General features: G+C 41.0%; 16 protein-coding genes. 5 read left to right on the top strand and 11 right to left on the bottom strand.

Annotation, left to right across the window (positions count from 1 at the left end):
* Window positions 1–2 precede the first annotated feature (2 nt).
* The 3 genes from KOLE_RS05905 to KOLE_RS05895 all read right to left on the bottom strand — a co-directional run bounded on the left by KOLE_RS05905 (window position 3) and on the right by KOLE_RS05895 (window position 3253).
* The gene (locus KOLE_RS05905; protein WP_015868529.1) at window positions 3–905 is read right to left on the bottom strand and encodes a carbohydrate ABC transporter permease; all 903 of its coding nucleotides are present in this window, start codon (window positions 903–905) and stop codon (window positions 3–5) included.
* Window positions 906–978: 73 nt separating this feature from the next.
* The gene (locus KOLE_RS05900; RefSeq protein ID WP_015868528.1) at window positions 979–2220 is read right to left on the bottom strand and encodes an ABC transporter substrate-binding protein; all 1242 of its coding nucleotides are present in this window, start codon (window positions 2218–2220) and stop codon (window positions 979–981) included.
* A 43-nt stretch (window positions 2221–2263) separates the two neighbouring features.
* Entirely contained in the window at window positions 2264–3253 is a 990-nt protein-coding gene (locus KOLE_RS05895; RefSeq protein ID WP_015868527.1) for a LacI family DNA-binding transcriptional regulator, read from the bottom strand.
* Window positions 3254–3680: 427 nt separating this feature from the next.
* Between KOLE_RS05895 and KOLE_RS05890 the strand changes: the two genes are divergently transcribed.
* The 3 genes from KOLE_RS05890 (at window position 3681) to KOLE_RS05880 (ending at window position 7322) form a co-directional block, all read left to right on the top strand.
* Entirely contained in the window at window positions 3681–5498 is a 1818-nt protein-coding gene (locus KOLE_RS05890; RefSeq protein ID WP_015868526.1) for a S9 family peptidase, read from the top strand.
* Window positions 5499–6300: 802 nt separating this feature from the next.
* On the top strand, window positions 6301–6738 hold the full coding sequence (locus KOLE_RS05885) for a type II secretion system protein (RefSeq protein WP_015868524.1): 438 nt from the start codon (window positions 6301–6303) through the stop codon (window positions 6736–6738).
* Between the two features lie 125 nt (window positions 6739–6863).
* The gene (locus KOLE_RS05880) at window positions 6864–7322 is read left to right on the top strand and encodes a hypothetical protein (protein WP_015868523.1); all 459 of its coding nucleotides are present in this window, start codon (window positions 6864–6866) and stop codon (window positions 7320–7322) included.
* Between the two features lies 1 nt (window position 7323).
* On the opposite strand, the gene abc-f is transcribed toward KOLE_RS05880, so the two are convergent.
* The 8 genes from abc-f to KOLE_RS05840 all read right to left on the bottom strand — a co-directional run bounded on the left by abc-f (window position 7324) and on the right by KOLE_RS05840 (window position 16821).
* Complete coding sequence (gene abc-f / locus KOLE_RS05875; protein ID WP_015868522.1) at window positions 7324–9138, bottom strand: ribosomal protection-like ABC-F family protein; 1815 nt, start codon at window positions 9136–9138, stop codon at window positions 7324–7326.
* Between the two features lie 63 nt (window positions 9139–9201).
* On the bottom strand, window positions 9202–10032 hold the full coding sequence (locus KOLE_RS05870; RefSeq protein ID WP_015868521.1) for an ABC transporter permease: 831 nt from the start codon (window positions 10030–10032) through the stop codon (window positions 9202–9204).
* Window positions 10029–10823: an ABC transporter ATP-binding protein gene (locus tag KOLE_RS05865; RefSeq protein ID WP_015868520.1), complete on the bottom strand. Its 795-nt coding sequence runs from the start codon at window positions 10821–10823 to the stop codon at window positions 10029–10031. Before KOLE_RS05865 ends, KOLE_RS05870 begins: the two co-directional genes overlap by 4 nt.
* 365 nt (window positions 10824–11188) lie before the next feature.
* A complete protein-coding gene (locus KOLE_RS05860) occupies window positions 11189–13783 on the bottom strand; it encodes a CehA/McbA family metallohydrolase (protein WP_015868518.1) in 2595 nt (864 codons plus the stop codon).
* 285 nt (window positions 13784–14068) lie between these two features.
* A complete protein-coding gene (locus tag KOLE_RS05855) occupies window positions 14069–14794 on the bottom strand; it encodes a permease (RefSeq protein ID WP_015868517.1) in 726 nt (241 codons plus the stop codon).
* Window positions 14791–15267 carry a permease gene (locus tag KOLE_RS05850; RefSeq protein WP_015868516.1) on the bottom strand — a complete coding sequence of 159 codons (477 nt, stop codon included), beginning with the start codon at window positions 15265–15267 and terminating at the stop codon, window positions 14791–14793. Before KOLE_RS05850 ends, KOLE_RS05855 begins: the two co-directional genes overlap by 4 nt.
* A gap of 66 nt (window positions 15268–15333) precedes the next feature.
* On the bottom strand, window positions 15334–15993 hold the full coding sequence (locus KOLE_RS05845) for a Crp/Fnr family transcriptional regulator (protein WP_015868515.1): 660 nt from the start codon (window positions 15991–15993) through the stop codon (window positions 15334–15336).
* Window positions 15994–16146: 153 nt separating this feature from the next.
* Complete coding sequence (locus tag KOLE_RS05840) at window positions 16147–16821, bottom strand: Crp/Fnr family transcriptional regulator (RefSeq protein WP_015868514.1); 675 nt, start codon at window positions 16819–16821, stop codon at window positions 16147–16149.
* A gap of 94 nt (window positions 16822–16915) precedes the next feature.
* On the opposite strand from KOLE_RS05840, the gene KOLE_RS05835 reads away from it, so the two are divergent.
* Both KOLE_RS05835 and hcp read left to right on the top strand, forming a co-directional pair.
* On the top strand, window positions 16916–18130 hold the full coding sequence (locus KOLE_RS05835) for a DUF438 domain-containing protein (protein ID WP_015868513.1): 1215 nt from the start codon (window positions 16916–16918) through the stop codon (window positions 18128–18130).
* A 25-nt stretch (window positions 18131–18155) separates the two neighbouring features.
* Complete coding sequence (hcp, locus tag KOLE_RS05830; RefSeq protein ID WP_015868512.1) at window positions 18156–19826, top strand: hydroxylamine reductase; 1671 nt, start codon at window positions 18156–18158, stop codon at window positions 19824–19826.
* The last annotated feature ends 48 nt before the right edge of the window (window positions 19827–19874 follow it).

Below are 19874 nucleotides of genomic sequence, written 5' to 3'. Positions count from 1 at the left end.
AATCACTTCCCTGAAGAATATGGATTTGCCCCAAGAATCTTTATGAAGAAAAAGGCTATAAGCATCGTGAAGGCGAATAACACGATGGCGATAGCCGATCCTTTTCCAAAATTCAACTGCTGAATCATTATCTTGTAGTTGTAAAGCGAGAGTAATTCAGTACTCGAAGCAGGTCCACCATTTGTCAAAACCAGTGAAATATCAAAAGCCTTAAAAGTGTCAAGCGTTCTAAAAATCAAAGCAACTAGTATTGTCGGTTTTAACATTGGCAAGGTAATCGACCAGAATTGCTTCCATTTATTAGCACCATCTACTTTTGCCGCTTCGTAGATCTGCATGGGAATCACCTGAAGTCCAGCGAGAAGAAGCAGCGCCATGAAAGGTGTGGTCTTCCAAACATCAGCAGCAACCATTGCCCAAAAAGCATGAGGTTGCTTTCCTATGAAATTCACATATTCGCTTATAATTCCCAACTTCATAAAAATGTCGTTTATAACTCCAAACTGGTCTGAAAACATCATACGCCACATCTGTGCAGAGGCAACCGTTGGAATAGCCCAGGGCACAAGTGTAGCAGCCCTTACTATTCCTCTGCCTTTAAAATTCTTGTTTATAACAAGTGCAATAAGAATCCCAAGAACAGTTTCGAAGGCAACGGCTGTAAAAGTAAAAGATAACGTAACTTTTACTGAATTCCAGAATCTATCATCCTGGAACAGGTTCATGTAATTACCCAAACCAATAAACCGCATCAGTCTTGGAAACTTTAAATTGTATTTAAACAAAGACAGGTAAAAGGTGCGCCCAATTGGGAAAAAAATCACAAGAGCAATTACAATGAGCGAAGGTATAACAAAAAGCATTCCCAATTGAGTTTCACGCCGTTCTCTTGAGTACTTCTTCATGCTTCAACCCTCCTTCAATAAATCTGGCCCCTTAAGGGGCCAGATTTGAGGCAAAAAGATCTTATAAACATTATCACCAATATATTGCCTTGATCTTCTTTTCAAGATCCCTTACAGCTTTAGCTGGTGTCTTTTCACCAGTGAGAGCGGCATGGAACTCTTCCTGCATGACATCAGTTATTTCAGCATACCAGGGAGTAACTGGTCTCGGAACAGCATTAATCATAATTGGATAATAATCTTTTAAGGAAGGATTGGCTTTCAAAGCGGCAGGGTTGCTGTAAACGGAAATTCTTGTTGGAGAATTTCCACCAATAATGGCTCTTATAACCTGAGCTGTTTCTGATGTAAGGAACTTGGCGAATTTAATGGCAGCCTCTTTTTCCTCTTTAGAGGCAAAATTGTTTATAAAGATGTTCCAACCTCCAAGCGTAGCAGCACCAGATTTTCCTCTGGGCCCTCTGGGCATTGGAGCCATTCCGAATTTTCCTCTAACAGCTGATTGAGGACTATTGAGGTTTGTCGGAGAGTTACAATAAGGCCAGTTTCTCATAAAAACAGCCTTTCCCTGCTGGAAGGTTGTTCTTGCATCTTCTTCCATGAAAGAAAGAACGGATTCTGGAGCAATCTTGTATTTGTAAATCATGTCATGCATAAACTGAAGCGCTTCAATAACCTCAGGGCTGTTCACTGTGACTTTCCCATTGGCATCAATTATAGCGCCTCCGTTTCCAGCTATGTATTCAACTGCATCACAAACAAGTCCTTCGTATTGGGCACCCTGGAAGACAAAGCCGTAAATGCCTTCCTTTTCGGATATATCTTTTGCAATTTTGACCAATTCATCCCAGGTTTCTGGAACCTTATAGCCATATTTTTCAAGAAGATCTTTCCTGTAGTACAAAAGACCAGCATCAGTAAAAGATGGAAGAGCATACAGCCTTCCTTCATAGGTACACGCCTGAATTGTCCCAGGGAGGAAATCCTTCAATTCTTCCTCAGAAACATAGTCTGTAAGATCCATTACCCAACCAGCTGCCGCAAACTCTGCCGGCCAAATTACATCTCCCATGAATACCGTGGGATTTGGATCACCAGCACCCAGCCTTGTAACAAGAGCCGTGTGTTTGTCATCAGTTGACCATGACTGAATAAGAAACTCAACTTCAATTTCATCCTGGGATGCATTGAAGAGCCTTGTCAAAAGGCCATCTGCACTATTGGGATCATTGTCGCCAAAGAACGTGATCTTAACCTTGGCTACCACAAAAGTAGCCAAAAGAACAACCAACAACACCGCTACTACCTTTTTCACAGCCTACACCTCCTAAAAAATAACCCTAAAGTGGGGCAATTATTTATGCTGTATTTCTTCGAACGACGGCAGGAAGAAATTTAATATGTTGGATTGAACCCATGGGATTTTCTATCCTTTTAAGGATAAGTTCTCCCGCAGTTTTTCCCATTTCCTCAATAGGCTGACCTATTGTTGTTAAACCAAGTTCCTCTGCCCAAAACTGATCATCATATCCAATAAGAAAGAAATCCTTGCCAGGAGTTTTACCGAGAGTTTTAGCCGTTTCCAGAACATTGAGGGCAAAGTTATCTGTCGTTGCGAAAATACCGGGTTTTTCAACTTTGGTGAGTACTTGCACGATTTTTTCGTGCGCCGAACCCAGAAAGAAATCTACGTTTATTACATTCTCATCTGGCAACTCAATCCCCGATTCTCTCAACCTATCCTGAAATCCTTTGAGACGCTGCAGTATATTGTCATTTGACAAAAGCGGATTTGTCTCCTCATAGTAAAGAACAAAAAACTCACTAGCCTCATCCTCAAGCAACACTTTCGCAGCTTGAACCCCACCAAGATAATTGTCAAGATAAACACTGTCATAACTTTCTACCAAACCTTCAAGTAAAACAATCGGAAAATCTATATTCTTCTTTTGTCCAAAGGTCTTTTCAAATGTGAGGGTACAGAGAACAACCCCATCAACTTCGTGGATGTTATGGCTGGCAAATAACTTTTCAAAGCGATTTTTAGAAATTAGGGGATATATAATCGTCTGATAATCCATTTCATCAAGATATTTGTCCATGCTCTTTATCAATCGCCAGTGAAATTCCGTTTTGATCTCCGGGGTTAGCATCATTACACTCTTAGTTTTTCCCCCAGCTAACTTTCTTGCAGAAGCATTGGGAATGTAACCAAGCCTCTCAATAGTATCCATCACAAGTTTTTTTGTTTCAGGTTTTACAGCACCACCATTCAAAACTCTGGAAACGGTACCAACACCAACACCAGCAATTTTAGCGATCTCTCTGATAGTTATCTTCTTTTTCATATGAATACCTCACTAATAATTTTGGAACCGCTTCCATTATAATCATTCGTTTCACCACCAAGAAAACTTGTTGTGTGTTTTCAGCTCTGAATATTTAAAAATACCTGCGATTATAAATAATATTTGCCATATTCTGTGTTTTTTTATCGTTATTCAAAAACAGAACTTTAAGTATAAACAATAAAGTTTTACTTTCTTGTTTTTCTCATTATTGCGAACTTACACAGAATTTTCTCTTTTTCTTCCTTTTCTGTAGCTGCTATGAGATGAAGAAAGAACACATCTGACTCAAACAACTCTTCTGAGAAAGCTTCTATCTGTAGCTTGTTATCTTTGTATGCCAGAATTAGAGTATAATTAGTTTCGAATATGAAAGCTCAATTCTTTCTGTATAGGTAGAACAGCTGTTTATAGAGGGGGGAGCATTATGAAAAAACAGGTAAAAAAGTACACAATCCATCAATTTATGAAGAACATAACTATCATCGGTACCGCTTTATCGTCAGATGGAAGAAAGATCCTTTTTTCCAGCGATGAAAGTGGAATATTCAACGCACACGAAATTGATCTGGAAACGGGTAAAGCATCCAAACTTACAGATTCTCAGGATAGCGTTTTCATCGTAGGATATCTTCCGGAAGGTAATGGATTTTTGTTTGAAAAAGATAACGGCGGAAACGAGATTTCCCATATTTATCTTAAAGATGCCGATGGAAATGAAAAGGATCTAACTCCAGATGAAAAAGCGAAAGCTATGTTCCACAGCTGGAGCGATGACGGCAAGGGATTCTATTTTCTTTCAAATAAAAGGGATCCTAAATATTTCGATATTTACTATATGGATATTAAAAGCCTCGAGGCAGATCTGATTCTTGAGAATAACGAAGGGTTTAACCCCGGGCCAGTATCTCCCAATGGAAGGTTTATTGCTCTTTCTAAAACAGTTACGATGAACGATGTTGAAATGTACATAAAAGATCTTAAGACCGGTGAGCTGACACATATAACACCCCATGAAGGTGAAGTATTCTACGACCCCGTGAGTTTTTCCAGGGATTCAAAGATTCTATACTTCATTACGGATGAGGATAGGGAATTCAAGTACCTAAAAAAGTACAATTTGAGTTCCGGGACAAGTGAACCCTTCAAAGTCTTCGCATGGGACGTAGTCTTCGCTAAATTTTCAAAAAACAACAGATTCTTAGCGCTGGCAATAAACAACGATGCACGGATAGAACTCAAGATCTACGATCTTAAAAAAGATATTGAAATCGACTTGCCGGAATTACCGAAAGGCGTTGTCTCTGATTTTGACTTTTCCCGGGATGAGAGGTTCCTTGCGTTGGTAGCAGACGCATCGAACTCCCCGAGAAATCTTTTCCTTCTGGATTTCCAGACAGGCGAAATCAAAAAACTCACGGATTCACTCAATCCAGAAATAGATCCAGAAGATCTCGTAGAGGCAGAGGTTGTAAGATTCAAATCCTTTGATGGATTGGAAATACCGGGAATCTTTTACAAACCGAAAGGGCTTAAAAAAGGTGAAAAAGTCCCTGCACTTGTTTACGTTCACGGTGGTCCCGGCGGGCAAACGATTCTAAGTTATTCACCGATGTTTCAATATCTTGTGAATCACGGTTATGCCATATTTGCTGTAAACAACCGCGGAAGCAGCGGTTATGGAAAAACTTTCTTCATGGCCGCTGATCATAGGCACGGAGAACTCGACCTGGCAGATTGCGTCGAGGCTAAACGCTTTCTGGAAACACTGGATTTTATCGATGGAACAAAGATAGGAATAATCGGTGCCAGCTACGGCGGTTATATGGTTCTGGCCGCCCTCGTTTTCAAACCAGAAGTTTTTAAGGTCGGTATCGACATTTTCGGTGTTTCCAACTGGTTGCGCACGCTGAAAGAGATTCCACCATGGTGGGGAGCTATGAAAGATGCTCTTTACAGGAAAATTGGTGACCCATACAAGGAAGAGGAATATTTAAGAAGCATTTCACCTCTCTTCCATGCAGAGAAGATTGTCAAACCACTGCTCGTCCTCCAGGGAGCTAACGATCCCAGAGTCCTGAAAATAGAGTCAGATGAAATCGTTGAAAAGGTCAAGGAAAATGGTGTTCCCGTGGAATACATCGTATTCGAAGATGAAGGTCACGGATTCACGAAGAAGGCTAATCAATTAAAAGCCTACAAAAAAATTCTGGAATTCCTTGATAAACACCTCGCAACTGCCTGAACATATGTATAAGCATACGTATTTCAATACTTTTCAGAAATGGATTTCCTCTTTTTTTGCAATTTTGGAAATGGGTTTCCGGTTCGACACTTCGCGTCGGGGGTAAGCACGACTACGCCGTGGGTACGACCGGCTGCGCCGGTGGTGCGAACTCCTTCAGAGTTGCTACAAACTGCTTCGCAGCGATAAAAACCGTTTTGTAGGTTGTGCGTAAGAATCGAGAGAAAACGCGGACCGTACCATCTTCTCACAAAACAGTCATTCTGGAGATGTTCCATCCAGAATCTTGTTTTCAGGACCAGATCCTGAATCAAGTTCAGGATGACAATCTTTATTTTCTTATTTTCAAGGCGCGTTTACTGGTTTTCGTTTTTTGGGTTCTATTCCGCCGAAGGCGCATGTCAACTGCACAGCAGTTCGTAACAACCACGAAGTGGTTCGAAACAACTCCGCAGGAGTTCGCCCCACTGGCGTAGCCAGTCGCACCGAATCTCACTATTCTCCAATCTCCAACATCCGATCTCGCTTTTTAATGTACTCAGCCGCAATTCCGTTGCGCATGGCCGTTCCGTAGGAACGCATAGCCTGGGCGTAAGCCCAGCATAGCGCCGGCGAAGCCGGACACAGCGTCTCTGCAACAAGCCTCAACGTCGTGAACCTCCTGAGCACTAGCTCAGCACTTCGGCCAGCTTTGCTGGCTCTCTCGGACTCTCGGTTCTCGGATTCTCGTGTATTCAGTTGGCACGATTTTGTATATAAATAGTCGAGGCAAAAATTCCAATTTTTAGAGGAGGGGTATTAAATGAGAAAAAGAGGATTTTCACTCGTTGAACTTTTGATCGTTTTGGCGGTTATCGCTGCGTTAATCGCTACAATCACACCGGTTGCTTTGAACGCTATCAAGAAGGCGCAGGCTACAAAGGTTGCACAGAACCTGAAAACACTTGCTAGCTCCTTTGAGAACAAGGCATATGTTGATGGCGTAGCTCCATCATCCATCAGCGATCTTGGAAGAGACATCGACACAACCAAGTACGGTGTTGCTTATACAGAGTCCGCCGGAGATTACACAGTCGTAGTATTCACAACAGAAGATGTCGACTTCAACACTGTTCAGGGAATCCTGAAGGATGCGGTATCTTCCGATCCAGGTACCAGTGGTTACACTTTCCTGAGTGGTGGTCTTAGCAGCACAGCTGGCGGAACAGTATTCTACGAATTCAGCTTTGTAGTCTATTGATGAATTCAAATAACAAAAAGCCTCCCATGTGGGAGGCTTTTTTTGTTGTAAAGGATCTCTACCATATACCTTTGTTCACCGTTAAAATGCTATAATCATTTTGAATTCTTTATAGGAGGGATTCTATGGAAATCCTGCTTTTAATCAACAGATACGTTTTCATTATCACCACAATCATCTGGGGAGGAGTATCCATTACTTTCACATTGTTTTTTCTGCCGCTACTGGAGAAAAAAACAACCGCGGAGGTTCGTGGACTGATTTTTAATTTTTACAGGAGTTATCGAATAATTATGTACGGTTGCTGGGCCTTGTTAACGGGAACTTTTACCATTGGAATCAGCATTAATAAAGTACTTCCCGAAGAGATTTTCTTTACCCCCGGTATTTTCATTTCTATAGCCATTTTTCTTATTCATATAGGTTGGACACTGACCATTTTCAAAATCATGAAACAAAACGAATATAACCCTTTGAGCATGACTGAAAGAGACGTCAAAAGGGTAATTGGTGGAAGCTATTTCAATATCTTTTTGATATTCTCAACGGTTCTTATACTTGCAACAATGATTCATCCCATCTGATTTAACTTTCAACCAATTCTTTTAGTTCTCTAATTTTTTCTTCCAGATCTTCTCGCTTTTGCAATAGTTCGAGAAGATCTTCTTCTTTTTTAGAAAGCTCTTCGTGAAGTTGCTGGAGTTTGTTAAAATCTGTGCTATATATTTTTATTTCGTCGTTGAGTTCATCTATTTGCTTTTCAAGCTCCTCTTCTTTGCTGTTCAGATCTTCAATATCCCTGAGAAGGGATTTTAGCTTATTTTTTATACGCTTTTTCTCTGTATAGTCCATGTTGGATCTCTGGACTTTATTGTTTTCAGGCAAAGAGATTTTTCCCCAGGAAAGGTATTCCTCGATCGATGAAACTGGACGGATCTTAAAGTTCTTTATAGAGTAGAAACTTTGACACACGTTATTTGTGAATTCCCTATCGTGTGATACAAGAAGCAAAGCTCCTTTGTATTCTTTCAGCACTTTTTCCAGACTCTGGATGGACCAGATATCTAGGTTATTCGTCGGTTCATCCATTATTAGAACATTTGGTCTTTCGAGTATCAGCTTGGCGAGAGCGAGTTTTGTTCTCTCACCACCACTGAGCTGACCAACTTTCTTGAAAACATCTTCCCCAACAAAATTAAACCTTCCGAGATACCTTCTGATCTGGTAGTCTGGCCAATCCGACACTAATTGCCAGCATTCTTCAATAACCTCTTTCTCCGGATCTAGATCTTCGGTCATCTGGGAAAGATAGCCCCATTTAACGTTGTAGCCCCATGAAACGGTTCCGGAAAAATTTCGAATCCTTTTCGTTATTATCTTCAAAAAGGTGCTCTTACCGCTTCCATTTGGGCCAAGCAGGGCTATCTTGTTGCCCCTGTTAACCGTTAAAGAGGCTTTGTCAAAGATCTTTTTTTCATCATAAGAGAAGGAAAGGTCTTTAACTTCCAGAACAACCAGACCCGTTCTGCTCGGTTCGGGAATTCTTATCTCCGGTTCTCTTACCGTTTCTTCTGGAAGCTGGATTTCTTCCAATTCCTGTCGGAGCCTTTCAGCCTGTTTTTCTTTGCTGATGGCCTGTTTGATCAGTTTCTCCTTTCCCCAAGACCTGTAACGTTTCGCAACAGCTTCAAGACGCTTTATTTCGCGTTCTAAATTCTCGCGGCGTCTGATGCCTGTTTTTAAGATTCTTTCCCTTTCGACTATATATTTATCGAAGTTGCCGCTAAAATCCCATACTTTTCCACCGTTTATCTCCCAGAAACGGTTTCCTACATTTCGAATCAGGTATCTATCATGCGAGACAAGAATGATAGCTCCACGGTAACTTTTCAGGAAAGAAAGGAGCCATTCAACGGAGTCGAGGTCCAGATGGTTTGTGGGCTCATCGAGCAGCAAAAGATCGTAATCTACCAGAAAGAGTTTTCCTAACGCTATCCTTGTTAACTCTCCACCACTGAAACTCCCGAGGTTTCTGTTCCAGGCGTCTTCTTTAAAGCCAAGACCGCTGAGAATGCTTCTTACCCTTCTTTCGTAGCTGTAATACTCTTCCGTCTCTTCGTCAAGGTTTTCCTTTTCCAGCATGTAGTAATCGAAAAGAGCCATATCCGGATGTTCAATCCGCTGTTGCTTCTGAAAGCCTATTCTGGTTCCAGAAGCGAGGAAGACCTCTCCCTCTGTTGGTTGTAATTGCCCTTTTATAATCTTTAAGAGCGTTGACTTTCCGCTTCCATTCGGACCAATCAAGACAATCTTGTCTCTTTTGGCAACGGAAGCGGAAAAATTTTGAAAAAGGAATCCTTCACCATAATCGTGTCCGACTTTGCTGAGAGATAGTATCATAATTACCTCCGTAAGTTTTTATACCATTATATTTTAGCAGACGTAGAAAAGAGCGGGGAAAGCTCACCCGCTCCTTTTTAGTACGCCTTTCTTCTTCGCCCAGAACTCCATCACGCTGAAGAAATAGATCCCAAAGGGGAGCAAAACCGCCCCTAGAAATATCAACGGCCACACCTGACTCCATAACTCAGAGAAACTCTTACCATGCAATATGGCACTTCTCATACCGGCTAACGCATAAGTTGCCGGTGATAGTTTCGCCACTTTCTGCATCCAGTCAGGGAGAACGGTTATTTCATAGTAAACCCCTGAGAACATCAGTAGTAATGCCTGAAATATATGCACAACCTGTACGCCCTTTTCAGGGGATATTAGCGGAAGTACTGCCGCAACCATCCCAAGACCTATGAAAGAGAAACTAGCTACAGCTAGGATTCCCGCTGCGGACAACAGGTTCGCATTAGCCAGGTTGAGATCGAAAAAGATTGAAACCACGAGCAGTATTAAACCAGCCCTCAATATTCCGTAAAGTATCGCGTATCCACAAACGCTTAAAAGGTGCGTTGCTCTTTTTACCGGAGCCATGAAGGTGTATTCTATCGTTTCTTCCCAGCGTTCCCAGGCAACTGTTTCGGCAACTATTGCGAAAAGAACTGAAAGATAACCCCAGAGAATCGATCCGAGCAACATATAGAGTATCAGATAGTTGGTATCGAAAGAGCCATCAGAGAAGGACTCGACACCTTTTCCGATGAACCCCATGGTCACCGAATTTGCAATTGTATAAACGAGAAACACCAGTTCCCATTTCCAGTAACGTTTTGACAGATTGAAATTTCTAACAATAAAAGCCCATGATGCCCTCATTTCTTGAACTATTGCTTGAACGCTCATAGGGTTTCAACCTCCTCATATTCCGCTTCGTCGAATCTTACACCAGTGAATTCCATGAAGACATCTTCAAAAGTTGGATTATGAACTTTGTCGGAAATTTTCGCCTTGAGTTCTTCCGGACGACCTTTGACGATTATTCTCCCTCTGTGGATTATCGCTACATAATCACAGAGTTTTTCGGCTTCTTCCATATCATGGGTGGTCAAAAGTATTGTTGCTTTCATTTTGTGCTTCATGTCTTCTATCAGCCTCTGAACCTCACGTTTAGCTCTGGGATCAAGTCCGGTGGTGGGTTCATCAAGCAGCATCATTCTGGGTTCGGTCATGAAAGCTCTCGCTATTGCGACTTTCTGCTGCATACCTCTGGAAAAGTTTTCCAGAGGATCGTTTAATCTCTTTTTGTCGAGCCCGACTCTCTCCACAATATCGTTTATTTTCATCAAAGCTTCTTTTTTAGACATACCGTGAATTCCAGCCGCAAAGAGCAAGTTCTCGAGTGCGGAGAGCTTTCTGAAAAAACTTGCTTCAACTGAGACCCTGTTTATTAGCTTCTGGACTTTTGAAGCTTCTTTCACAACATCATACCCAAATATCTCTATGCGTCCGGAATCGGGAATTAAAAGTGTAGACGCTATCCTGATAAAAGTCGATTTTCCAGAGCCATTCGGTCCTAAAAGACCATAGACTTCTCCTTCTCTTATTTTCAAATCTATTCCCTTTAACGCATGCACAATTTTTTTATTTTTCTTGAAGTACTTTCTAACATTTTCCGCATTAAGAGCGTAGTTCATAGTATCACCCCTTTTTCTTCAACTCTGTCTTTTCTGTCTCAAATAGCCGTCCTTCAAAATAGCTACACTTTCAAGATTCTCTGCCTCTCGTTCTCATATTTTCCCCTCCTCATGATTTGAACTCAAATAAAAAAGGGCCGTGACTCTCGCCACGGCCCTCGTACAACGGGTTACTCTATACTATACAAATTGATACCCCCGTAATCGTACCAAGGCGTGGCAAAGCATGACTGCTCCAGATGACTGGATTCTGAAAATTCTTGAAGTTCCAAAGCTCCTTAACATTGCCACACCTCCTTTCGGAATAATTGCGAAACAGATTATAACATAATGATTCGTGAAAAGCAAACAGTTTTCTTTGAGAATTATTTCATCAGCCAATCGATTAACGCCTTCGTAAATTTGTAGTTATCGTTTTTCGGGTGTTTGAAATCATAATCGCTGAACACCGCTTTTCCGAGAACGGCTACTTTTGAATTGCCGATAACCTCTCCGGCAGCAAATATAACCCTGTCTACTCTCACCGCATCTCCTCTACCATCCTGATCGACACTTTCGGTATCGTCATCACCGGTTGCGAATATCAGGACATCTTTTCCTTTAACAATCAACGAACAACCGCTGTAAACATCCAGCTTTCTGATTTCCGTCAGTTCCAAAGGACTATCCGGGAAGGTTTTTATTTCTACTTTATAATAAGCGCCATAGTTATCCGTTCTGTCGATTATCTGATCGTCATTTATCCTTATGGACGAACCTATAAGCTCAAGGAATTTGTTCATGGCCTGCGGATGGCTTCCGTTTCTGAAATCAGATTTTCCAGTTAAAATGAGTCTTCCGCCATTTTCGAAGAATTTTTTCACCGCTCTATATTCTTCATCGGTAAATCCCGTTCCATCCATGATAATAAGCAACGAAACCTCTTTCAAGACATCTTCGGTGAGTTTCCCGTAGGAGAACTTGCTCAAATAGCCCCAACTGTCAATTGCCGCGGAAAAATCGTTGAGTTTCTCTCTGGAATAGTCGTTCCCGTGGGCAACATCAATTAGAACCACCGGAAGGGTTGTAACCTCAGGAGCAATGATATCTTCAACGCCAAAGAGTTCCTTAAGTAATTCTCCGTTCTTTTCTATGACAGCATCTGTGAATGGGTCTCCAGCAAAGAGGATAACTTTACCTTTTCCAACAGCCTTTTCGTAATAGGTTCCTGCTCCTTCAATCTCTCTGTATCCATCGAAGTAAATACCAGATATCTCTTCAACTTCAGAGGAATTAACATCACCAAATTGTACGGGAAGGCCCAGGAGTTTTAAAAGGCTGTTGTAAGAACCCAGAATTTTATCACTCAATTCCACACCGTTTCCGAGAACAATAAGCGTACCTCCTGATTTAACAAAGTTCTCTATCATCTTAGCGTGTGGAGGCATGAGAATCTTAACAGTTTCAAAGTAACCTTCTGTTCCCGGAAGAGGGAGAATAAAAACATCTGTGTTCGTAAAGTTGGTAGGTTTAAGAATCCTTTCAGCTTCAGTTACTTTATTACCTGCAGCATCGAGAGTGGCCTTAAGTATTTCTCTATTCTTCATTCCATGGTTGTCGTGTGTTTTGTCTATAACGATGTTCATGGACTCTCCAGATCTTATGGTGAGATCCACTTTATAGTAAAGCTCATCGTTTACATAGAATCCAATAGGACTGTCTTCGACGGATTCAGGTGCAAATTCGATCACAAATTCCCGGGAAGTCATGCCATTAAGAGTATAAGTTTCTTCAGAAAGAATGTTCCCCGTTGAAGCTTTGATTGCCACGTGCAAGCTCTTTTCCGTTTCATTGGCGTTTACAAGCTGGAACTTCGCTTTAACTATTTCGCCTGGTTTTACGTTAGATGGATAAAGTGCTGGATTCAACAGATATGTTTTTGAAGAGCTCTGAACCCAGATAGGTGTACTCACTACTTCTTCTCCATCCGCTTCGAGAACATAGAGGAAGTAATAATCATAACCGGTATCCGGGGAAATCTTTTCAACATGTTCGAAACTGTTTGAATTCACATCAAAGACGCGATATATGCCGGTTTTGTTGTAAAGCACAACCTTGGAAATAATGTCATCATCGCTTTCTTTGACTTTAATCTTTAACTCCACTTCTTTAGCGTCATATATTATGGAGCCAAGCGGATAACCGTTACCTGAGAATTCTACGACTACGTCCTTGTCTTCTGTTCCGTAAGTTCTTCTAGCCATGAGACTCTCATAAAAATCTTCCCATTTTAAGCTTGGAGAATAAACTGCTGTTCTGGAGTCGTTAGCAGTTCCCCAGTTGGGTTTGTGATTATCCTGTCCTACGGCAGTACCCAGATGCCATCCTTTGGCAAAAGCCAATCTAACCGCATTAAACATTTCAGGGGAAATGGTATCCCCCAGAGACCAGTTTCCATTTCCAACTTCCACGAGATTTATGTACTCGTCTGCTCTGGGATCGTATTTGAAATCATCAAAAATGCCGAATGTTGAGATTGGGTGGTTGAACTGAGCGAGAGCTTTTCGTTCAACGATCCATTTGTAAAGCACATCGAGGTTCGGAGATTCGTTTCTGTCTGTCCAATCTGGAGTCTCAAAGATATTTATGTGTCCCCAACCAGTGGCAGTCCATTCAAAACCAGCTATTGCAAGAAAGTTTTCATCGGAAGCATTTCTGGCTGCTTCTTTCATGGCATCGAACTTGTCTCTGCCGTCCATCAACTCTTGCTCAAAATAGTGTGCGTGATCGGTAACTGCATGAAAGTCAAGATGGCCGGCATTTCTCGCATAATTGTAAGCTATCTCTGGAGTCCCCTTCCCATCTGAGTAGCTCGTATGAGAGTGCAGGTTCCCAAAATAAAGATTGAAATTCTCAAATTGTGCTAGTGCAATTACTGAAATCAAAAGTGCAACCACTAGCAAAAATACTGTTTTCTTCATTGTTGTCCCTCCATTTCTGTTATTCTGTATTAAAATTCTACCATGCTGTTTCCATTGACCCAATAGAAGAAAAACAACCACAATTGACAACATAGGATTTCAATCACCAAAAAAATGATGATATATCCACAACGCTAACAGAATTGTTCTTAAAATATAAAAAAATAAATTTATAAATTGCATTCAGGAGGAATAAAATGTACGAATACCGAAAGAGTGAAAATGTAAACGCTTTGATGGAGATGGCATATTTTTCCCGATTCCCATGGTACCGATCTCTATTGCTTAATCTCCAGTCTCTAATAACGGTTCTTGAACTCCGGTTTCTGATTCTCGATTTTTGCTTTTAATAACACACTCACTTATGGTTGCTTCGCCTGCGTACACAGCTTTCGCAAATGAGGCACAATCTTTATAGCCACAACCACCACAGTCAAAGCGGGGAAGCTTCCGCAAGATGTGCTTTTCAGTAAGGTTTGTCTCTTTCTCAATTTGACTTTGTTCTTTTAGGATATCTTCTCTTTTAACCAGTTTGTCCATCAGGTACCCAAGAGCTACAATCGCCGGCACTGTCAGGAGATACCTTATCGCGGCAAATTTAAGTCCAAGAAAGCTCGATTCGATCATAAACATAGGGACTTTTACCACAGCCCATGCGCTTATTATGATAACTATATTCGATACGCTAGCACCTTTGTAAAAAAGTGTTAGCGCCATTGGAAAAGCTGCATATATCGGACCGGCAGACACAGATCCTATAAAAACAGATATGAGTTTTCCTTTGATCCCCGATTCTTTACCAAAGTTCTTTGTAATAACCTCTGAAGGTACCCAAACCGTTATAAGAGCCGATAACAAAAGAATTGGAGGCATTACCTCGATCATTTCAAGAAGGAATTTACCAGTCATTTTAACCGCATTGTTGAATAATCCTGGATTAAAAAAGAAAACCACCAAATACAGGACAGCGGTAATAACCAGCAGTTTATTTTCTTTTATAAAGTTCTTCATAGCAACACCCCCATACCCAACGCTATACCAATAGCGAAAACAAAACTCAAAGCGTTTCTATAAAAGGTAAATTTCTTACCAAAATGACGTACTTCTATGGGAATCGTAGCGAACCCTACCATGGTAAGTGTTGTTATGAAAGCGGCTATTGCAATCAAGTGCGCGCCACTTTCATATAAAGACTTGGAAAGCGGAAAAGCTATAAAGCCCGGAATAATCGTCACTGTACCGATTATTGCCCCATAGAGAGTACTTAAAACCTCATTTGACCCCCCCAACAATTTTTTGATAAGCTCCGGTGGTACTGCCGCAAGGACGAGCCCTATGAGTGCCATGACTCCTATTATCTGAAGGAAAGTTTTTGCGAGTAAGTTTCGGGCAATCTTCAAGCTTTTTTTTGTTTTTTCCACACTCTTCAAAAGCGACCAAAACAAAAAAGCCCCTGCAACTATTGCTAGAATTACTGTTGTCATTCAGCACCTCCAATTCTAGATTTACTTCATTATAGGGGCTCTCCATAGAAACGTCCGTGACTATAGTTACGACTTCAGGATAATTTCTTCGAGTTTTTTGAGATCTGTTATCTTGACACGATTTTTATCAAGTAGTTTTATCATTCCAGCTTTTTCGAGATCACCGAATGCCCTGGACACTACCTCCCTGACGCTCCCAATGTCCTGTGCTATTTGTTTTTTTGTTTTCTTGAGATTTATAACAGAAGAACCTTGAGAATAATATAGATCTATAAGATATTTTGCAACTCGCTGCTTAATGCTCTTCAAAGAAAGCATCTCTATGATATTCGATAGGTTTAACATCTTCTTTGAAACGCTCTCCAGATAAGAAACAAGGAAAGTTTTGTTATCAAAAAGTTTGAATATAACCTTTTCAGGGATCTCCAATATTTTTGCAGTTGTATCAGCTATGATATAAGCAGGATATTGTACTTTGAGAAAAACAAGGGTTTCACCAAAGGTATCGCCTTCTTGAAGATATTTCAATATTTGCTCTTTACCAGAGGGAAAGAGTTTCGAAACTCTGAGTTTTCCTTTCAGTATTACGCTAACCTGTTCACATACTTCGTCGGGACTGTACAGAATCTTATTTTCATTGACCTTCACCACCCTTGCGTTTTTTTCAATGTATTTGATCTCAGCTTCGTTCAATTTATCAAAGGTACGAATGTTCCGTAGTTCCATTTTGAAATCACTACCTTTTTCCTTTTCAGATAATCAGAGCGCGTACAATGTCTCTTCCTATAATACCGCATTAATTTGCCCGGTGCACTGTTACACACCGGGCACAACGCATCAGCCGTAGTTTTAATTTGCGATGATGCCTCGCTAAAAATCTTATTTTATAAGGGCCTTTAACTTTTCAAAATCCTTTATGATTATCTTCCTTCCATCCATTTCTAAAATTCCATCTCTTGCAAGATCGGCAAAAGCACGTGAAAGCGAAGGCCTTGCAACCCCAAATACCTGTGAAAGCTCTTCTTTTGTTAGAGGAACAGATACTTCACATTGTTTATCTTTGCAAAGCGAAAGGATATAATCAGCTATCTTCTCTTTGAGGGTTCTCAACGTCAGCATATAGAGTTTTTCCGAGAGAAATACCAATCTATCCCCCATATCTTGCAGAAGATTCAACAGAAACTTTTCGTTTTTTCTACAAAGATTAATTACTGATTTTTTCGGTATTGTCAGGAATGAACAATCAGTAATCGTGATAACGTCAACGGGAAATACATTATCGGTGGCAAATAAGAAACCTGAAGCTAAAAGGCTTGGTGCGTCCATTACTTCTATCCTGACGACTTTTCCATTAAAGTCTTGCATCTCCGTTTTAACCTTACCATCCAGAAGAATCAGGAGATCATCACAACTGTCTCCACGAAAACGGACAAATTCACCGGCTTTGTACTTTTCGATACGATACAAAATTTCTCGAAAAATTGTTTCAAGTTCTCCAACGGTTAATCCTTTAAAAAGCTTTGAACGTGCAAGGTTTAGAATTAGTGGATTCATCTCTATCCTCCGTAACATATGTTACCGATTGAATGATTCAAAAAAATTATACTGGAATTGAAAAGAAAAACCAACTAAAAAAGGAGGAATTTATATGAGCGAACTGTTCAATAAAAAAGAGGTGCTAAAAAATCTTATCAAACAACTTCATGAAAATCCAAATGAAAATTTTGGGAAGATCCAGGAACAATTCAAACATTTAATAAGAGAACTAACGCCAATTGAGATCTCTCAAGTAGAGCAAGAACTTATAAATGAAGGAACCCCTGCCGAAACCATACAGTTAATGTGCGACGTCCATCTCGATCTATTTAAAGAAGCACTGATAGAAGATGAGCTGGATGTGGAGCCATGGCACCCAATTCATATTCTCATGGAAGAACACAAGGATATACTCAACAAGACAAAAGCTTTAAGAGAACTCACCAACAAAATTGTAAATTCTGAACTTGATGAAGTTAATAGTAAAGAATTTCTCAAAGAACTGAAGGAGTTTGCGGATTACCTCTCTGAGATAGAAAAATATTTTCACAAAGAAGAAGACGTCCTTTTCCCTTATCTGGAGAAGCACGGCGTTGTTCAACCCCCAGCTATCATGTGGAAAGAGCATGATGATATAAGGGCACTCATCAAAGAGTTCAAAAAACTCCTTAATTCGCCCTTGAATGAGGTTAAAATGAAGATAAAGGAAGTTGCTTTGGGTATAAGCGAGCTCTTTTATAACCACATATACAAAGAACATAAAGTTCTCTTCCCGACGGCATTAAAGCTTATAACTGACACTGAATGGAAGGAAATCAGGAAGCAGTTCGAGGAGCTTGGTTATTTCGCCTACAAACCCATTCCTTTCTTCCTTCAGGCTGAGTCACAGGAGAGCACTGTTGATAACAAAGATGGCCTCTTAAACCTCGGAAGCGGTTATTTGAGTGTAGAACAACTTATAGCCATGCTCAATACCCTCCCGATAGACATTACTTTCGTGGATGATACCGACACAGTCAGATATTTCAATGAAAGCTCGGATAGGATCTTCATAAGGACAAGAGCGATCATCGGCAGAAAGGTACAGAACTGTCATCCTCAAAAGAGCGTTCATGTGGTCAACAAGATCTTGAACGACTTCAAATCCGGTAAACGTGATAGTGCCGATTTCTGGCTGAAGCTCGGCGATAAATACGTCTATATAAGATACCTCGCTGTCAGAAACGAAAAGGGCGAATATCTGGGAACACTGGAAATAACACAGGATATTGTTCCTATACAAAAGATAACAGGTGAAAAAAGAATATATGATGATCTTGAATCTTAACACATCCATAGAGGGGGTGCTTTGAATGAGTATGTTCTGTTACCAATGTTCTGAAACTCTCAACGGAAAGGCCTGTACAGTGGCAGGAGTTTGTGGGAAAGACCCGGAAACATCTAACCTGCTCGATCTTCTTGTATGGGTTCTAAAGGGAATTTCCTTCTGGGCTACCGAAGCGAGGAAACTCGGTGTAGATGATCCAGAAGTGAACCTATTTGTGGCAGAAGGACTTTTTACAACTATAACCAACGTGAATTTCGATCCCGAAAGCATCGGTAAGAAAATCGAAAAGGCTTTTGCATTAAGGGAAAGAATCATGAAGGCCACAAAAGAGGCTTACAAAGAACAGTACGGAAAAGAATTCTCTAAAGAAGTTCCTGAAGCTGCAACATGGTATGTTCCCGGAGATTTAAGTGTCTGGGAACTTAAAGGTGCAGAAGTAGGCGCTCTTTCCACAAAAGATGAAGACATAAGATCCCTGAGGGAACTGCTTACCTATGGATTGAAAGGAATCGCCGCTTATACAGACCATGCTTACATTCTGCAAAAGTTCAATGATGAGATTCTCCACTTCTTACAGGAAGGTCTCGCTGCGACCCTGGACGACTCATTGACGGTAAATGATTATGTTGCTCTTGTAATGAAAGCTGGAGAATTTGCTGTTAAAGCCATGCAGCTTCTGGATGAAGCGAACACATCCCGTTACGGAAATCCAGAAATTACTGAAGTTTATACCGGTACGCTCCCCGGACCCGCGATACTGGTGAGCGGACACGACCTTCTCGACCTCGAAGAAATCCTGAAGCAAACGGAAGGCAAAGGAATAAATGTCTATACTCATGGAGAAATGCTTCCCGCTCATGCCTATCCAGAGCTCAAGAAATACAAGCATCTTGTTGGAAACTACGGAACTTCCTGGTACAACCAGCAAAAAGAGTTTGCTCAATTTAACGGTGCAATTGTTATGACAACGAACTGTATCCAGAAACCTCTCGAGAGCTATAAAGATAGGATATTCACAACGGGTCTTGTTGGTTGGCCTGGAGTGAAGCATATACCCAATCGAACAGATGGAGGTCAAAAAGATTTCACCCCTGTTATCGAAAAAGCCCTTGAACTGGGTGGATTGGAAGAAAAACCCGGAAAGAAAATAGTGATCGGTTTCGCTCATGAACAAACAGCTCAAGTAGCAGACAAGATAATAGAAGCAGTGAAAGCTGGAAAGATTAAACGCTTCGTCGTTATGGCCGGATGTGATGGAAGAGCGAAAGAGCGTGAATACTACACAGAAATGGCTAAGAGATTACCCAAAGAAACCGTCATATTGACAGCCGGGTGTGCAAAATACCGATACAACATGCTTGATCTCGGTGATATCGATGGTATCCCAAGAGTAATAGATGCGGGGCAGTGTAATGATTCTTACTCACTAGTTGTTACAGCGCTTCGATTGAAGGAAGCTTTCGGCCTTGATGATATTAACGACCTACCGATCTCTTATGATATCGCGTGGTATGAACAAAAAGCCGTTGCTGTTCTTCTCGCGTTACTTTACCTCGGTGTCAAAGGCATAAGGCTCGGACCGGTTTTGCCCGCATTCCTTTCGCCGAATGTTCTTAAAGTTCTTGTGGAGAATTTTGATATAAAACCGATATCAACTGTCGAACAAGATCTTGAACTGATCCTTCAGGGCAAGTAATAAAGCAATAAAATTAGAAAAAAACCGGTAGCCATCGTTGCTACCGGT

Source organism: Kosmotoga olearia TBF 19.5.1 (assembly GCF_000023325.1).
Classification (GTDB): Bacteria; Thermotogota; Thermotogae; order Petrotogales; family Kosmotogaceae; genus Kosmotoga; species Kosmotoga olearia.
Note: the sequence above shows the minus strand (reverse complement) of the source record. Positions and strands in the feature narration are given on the sequence as shown.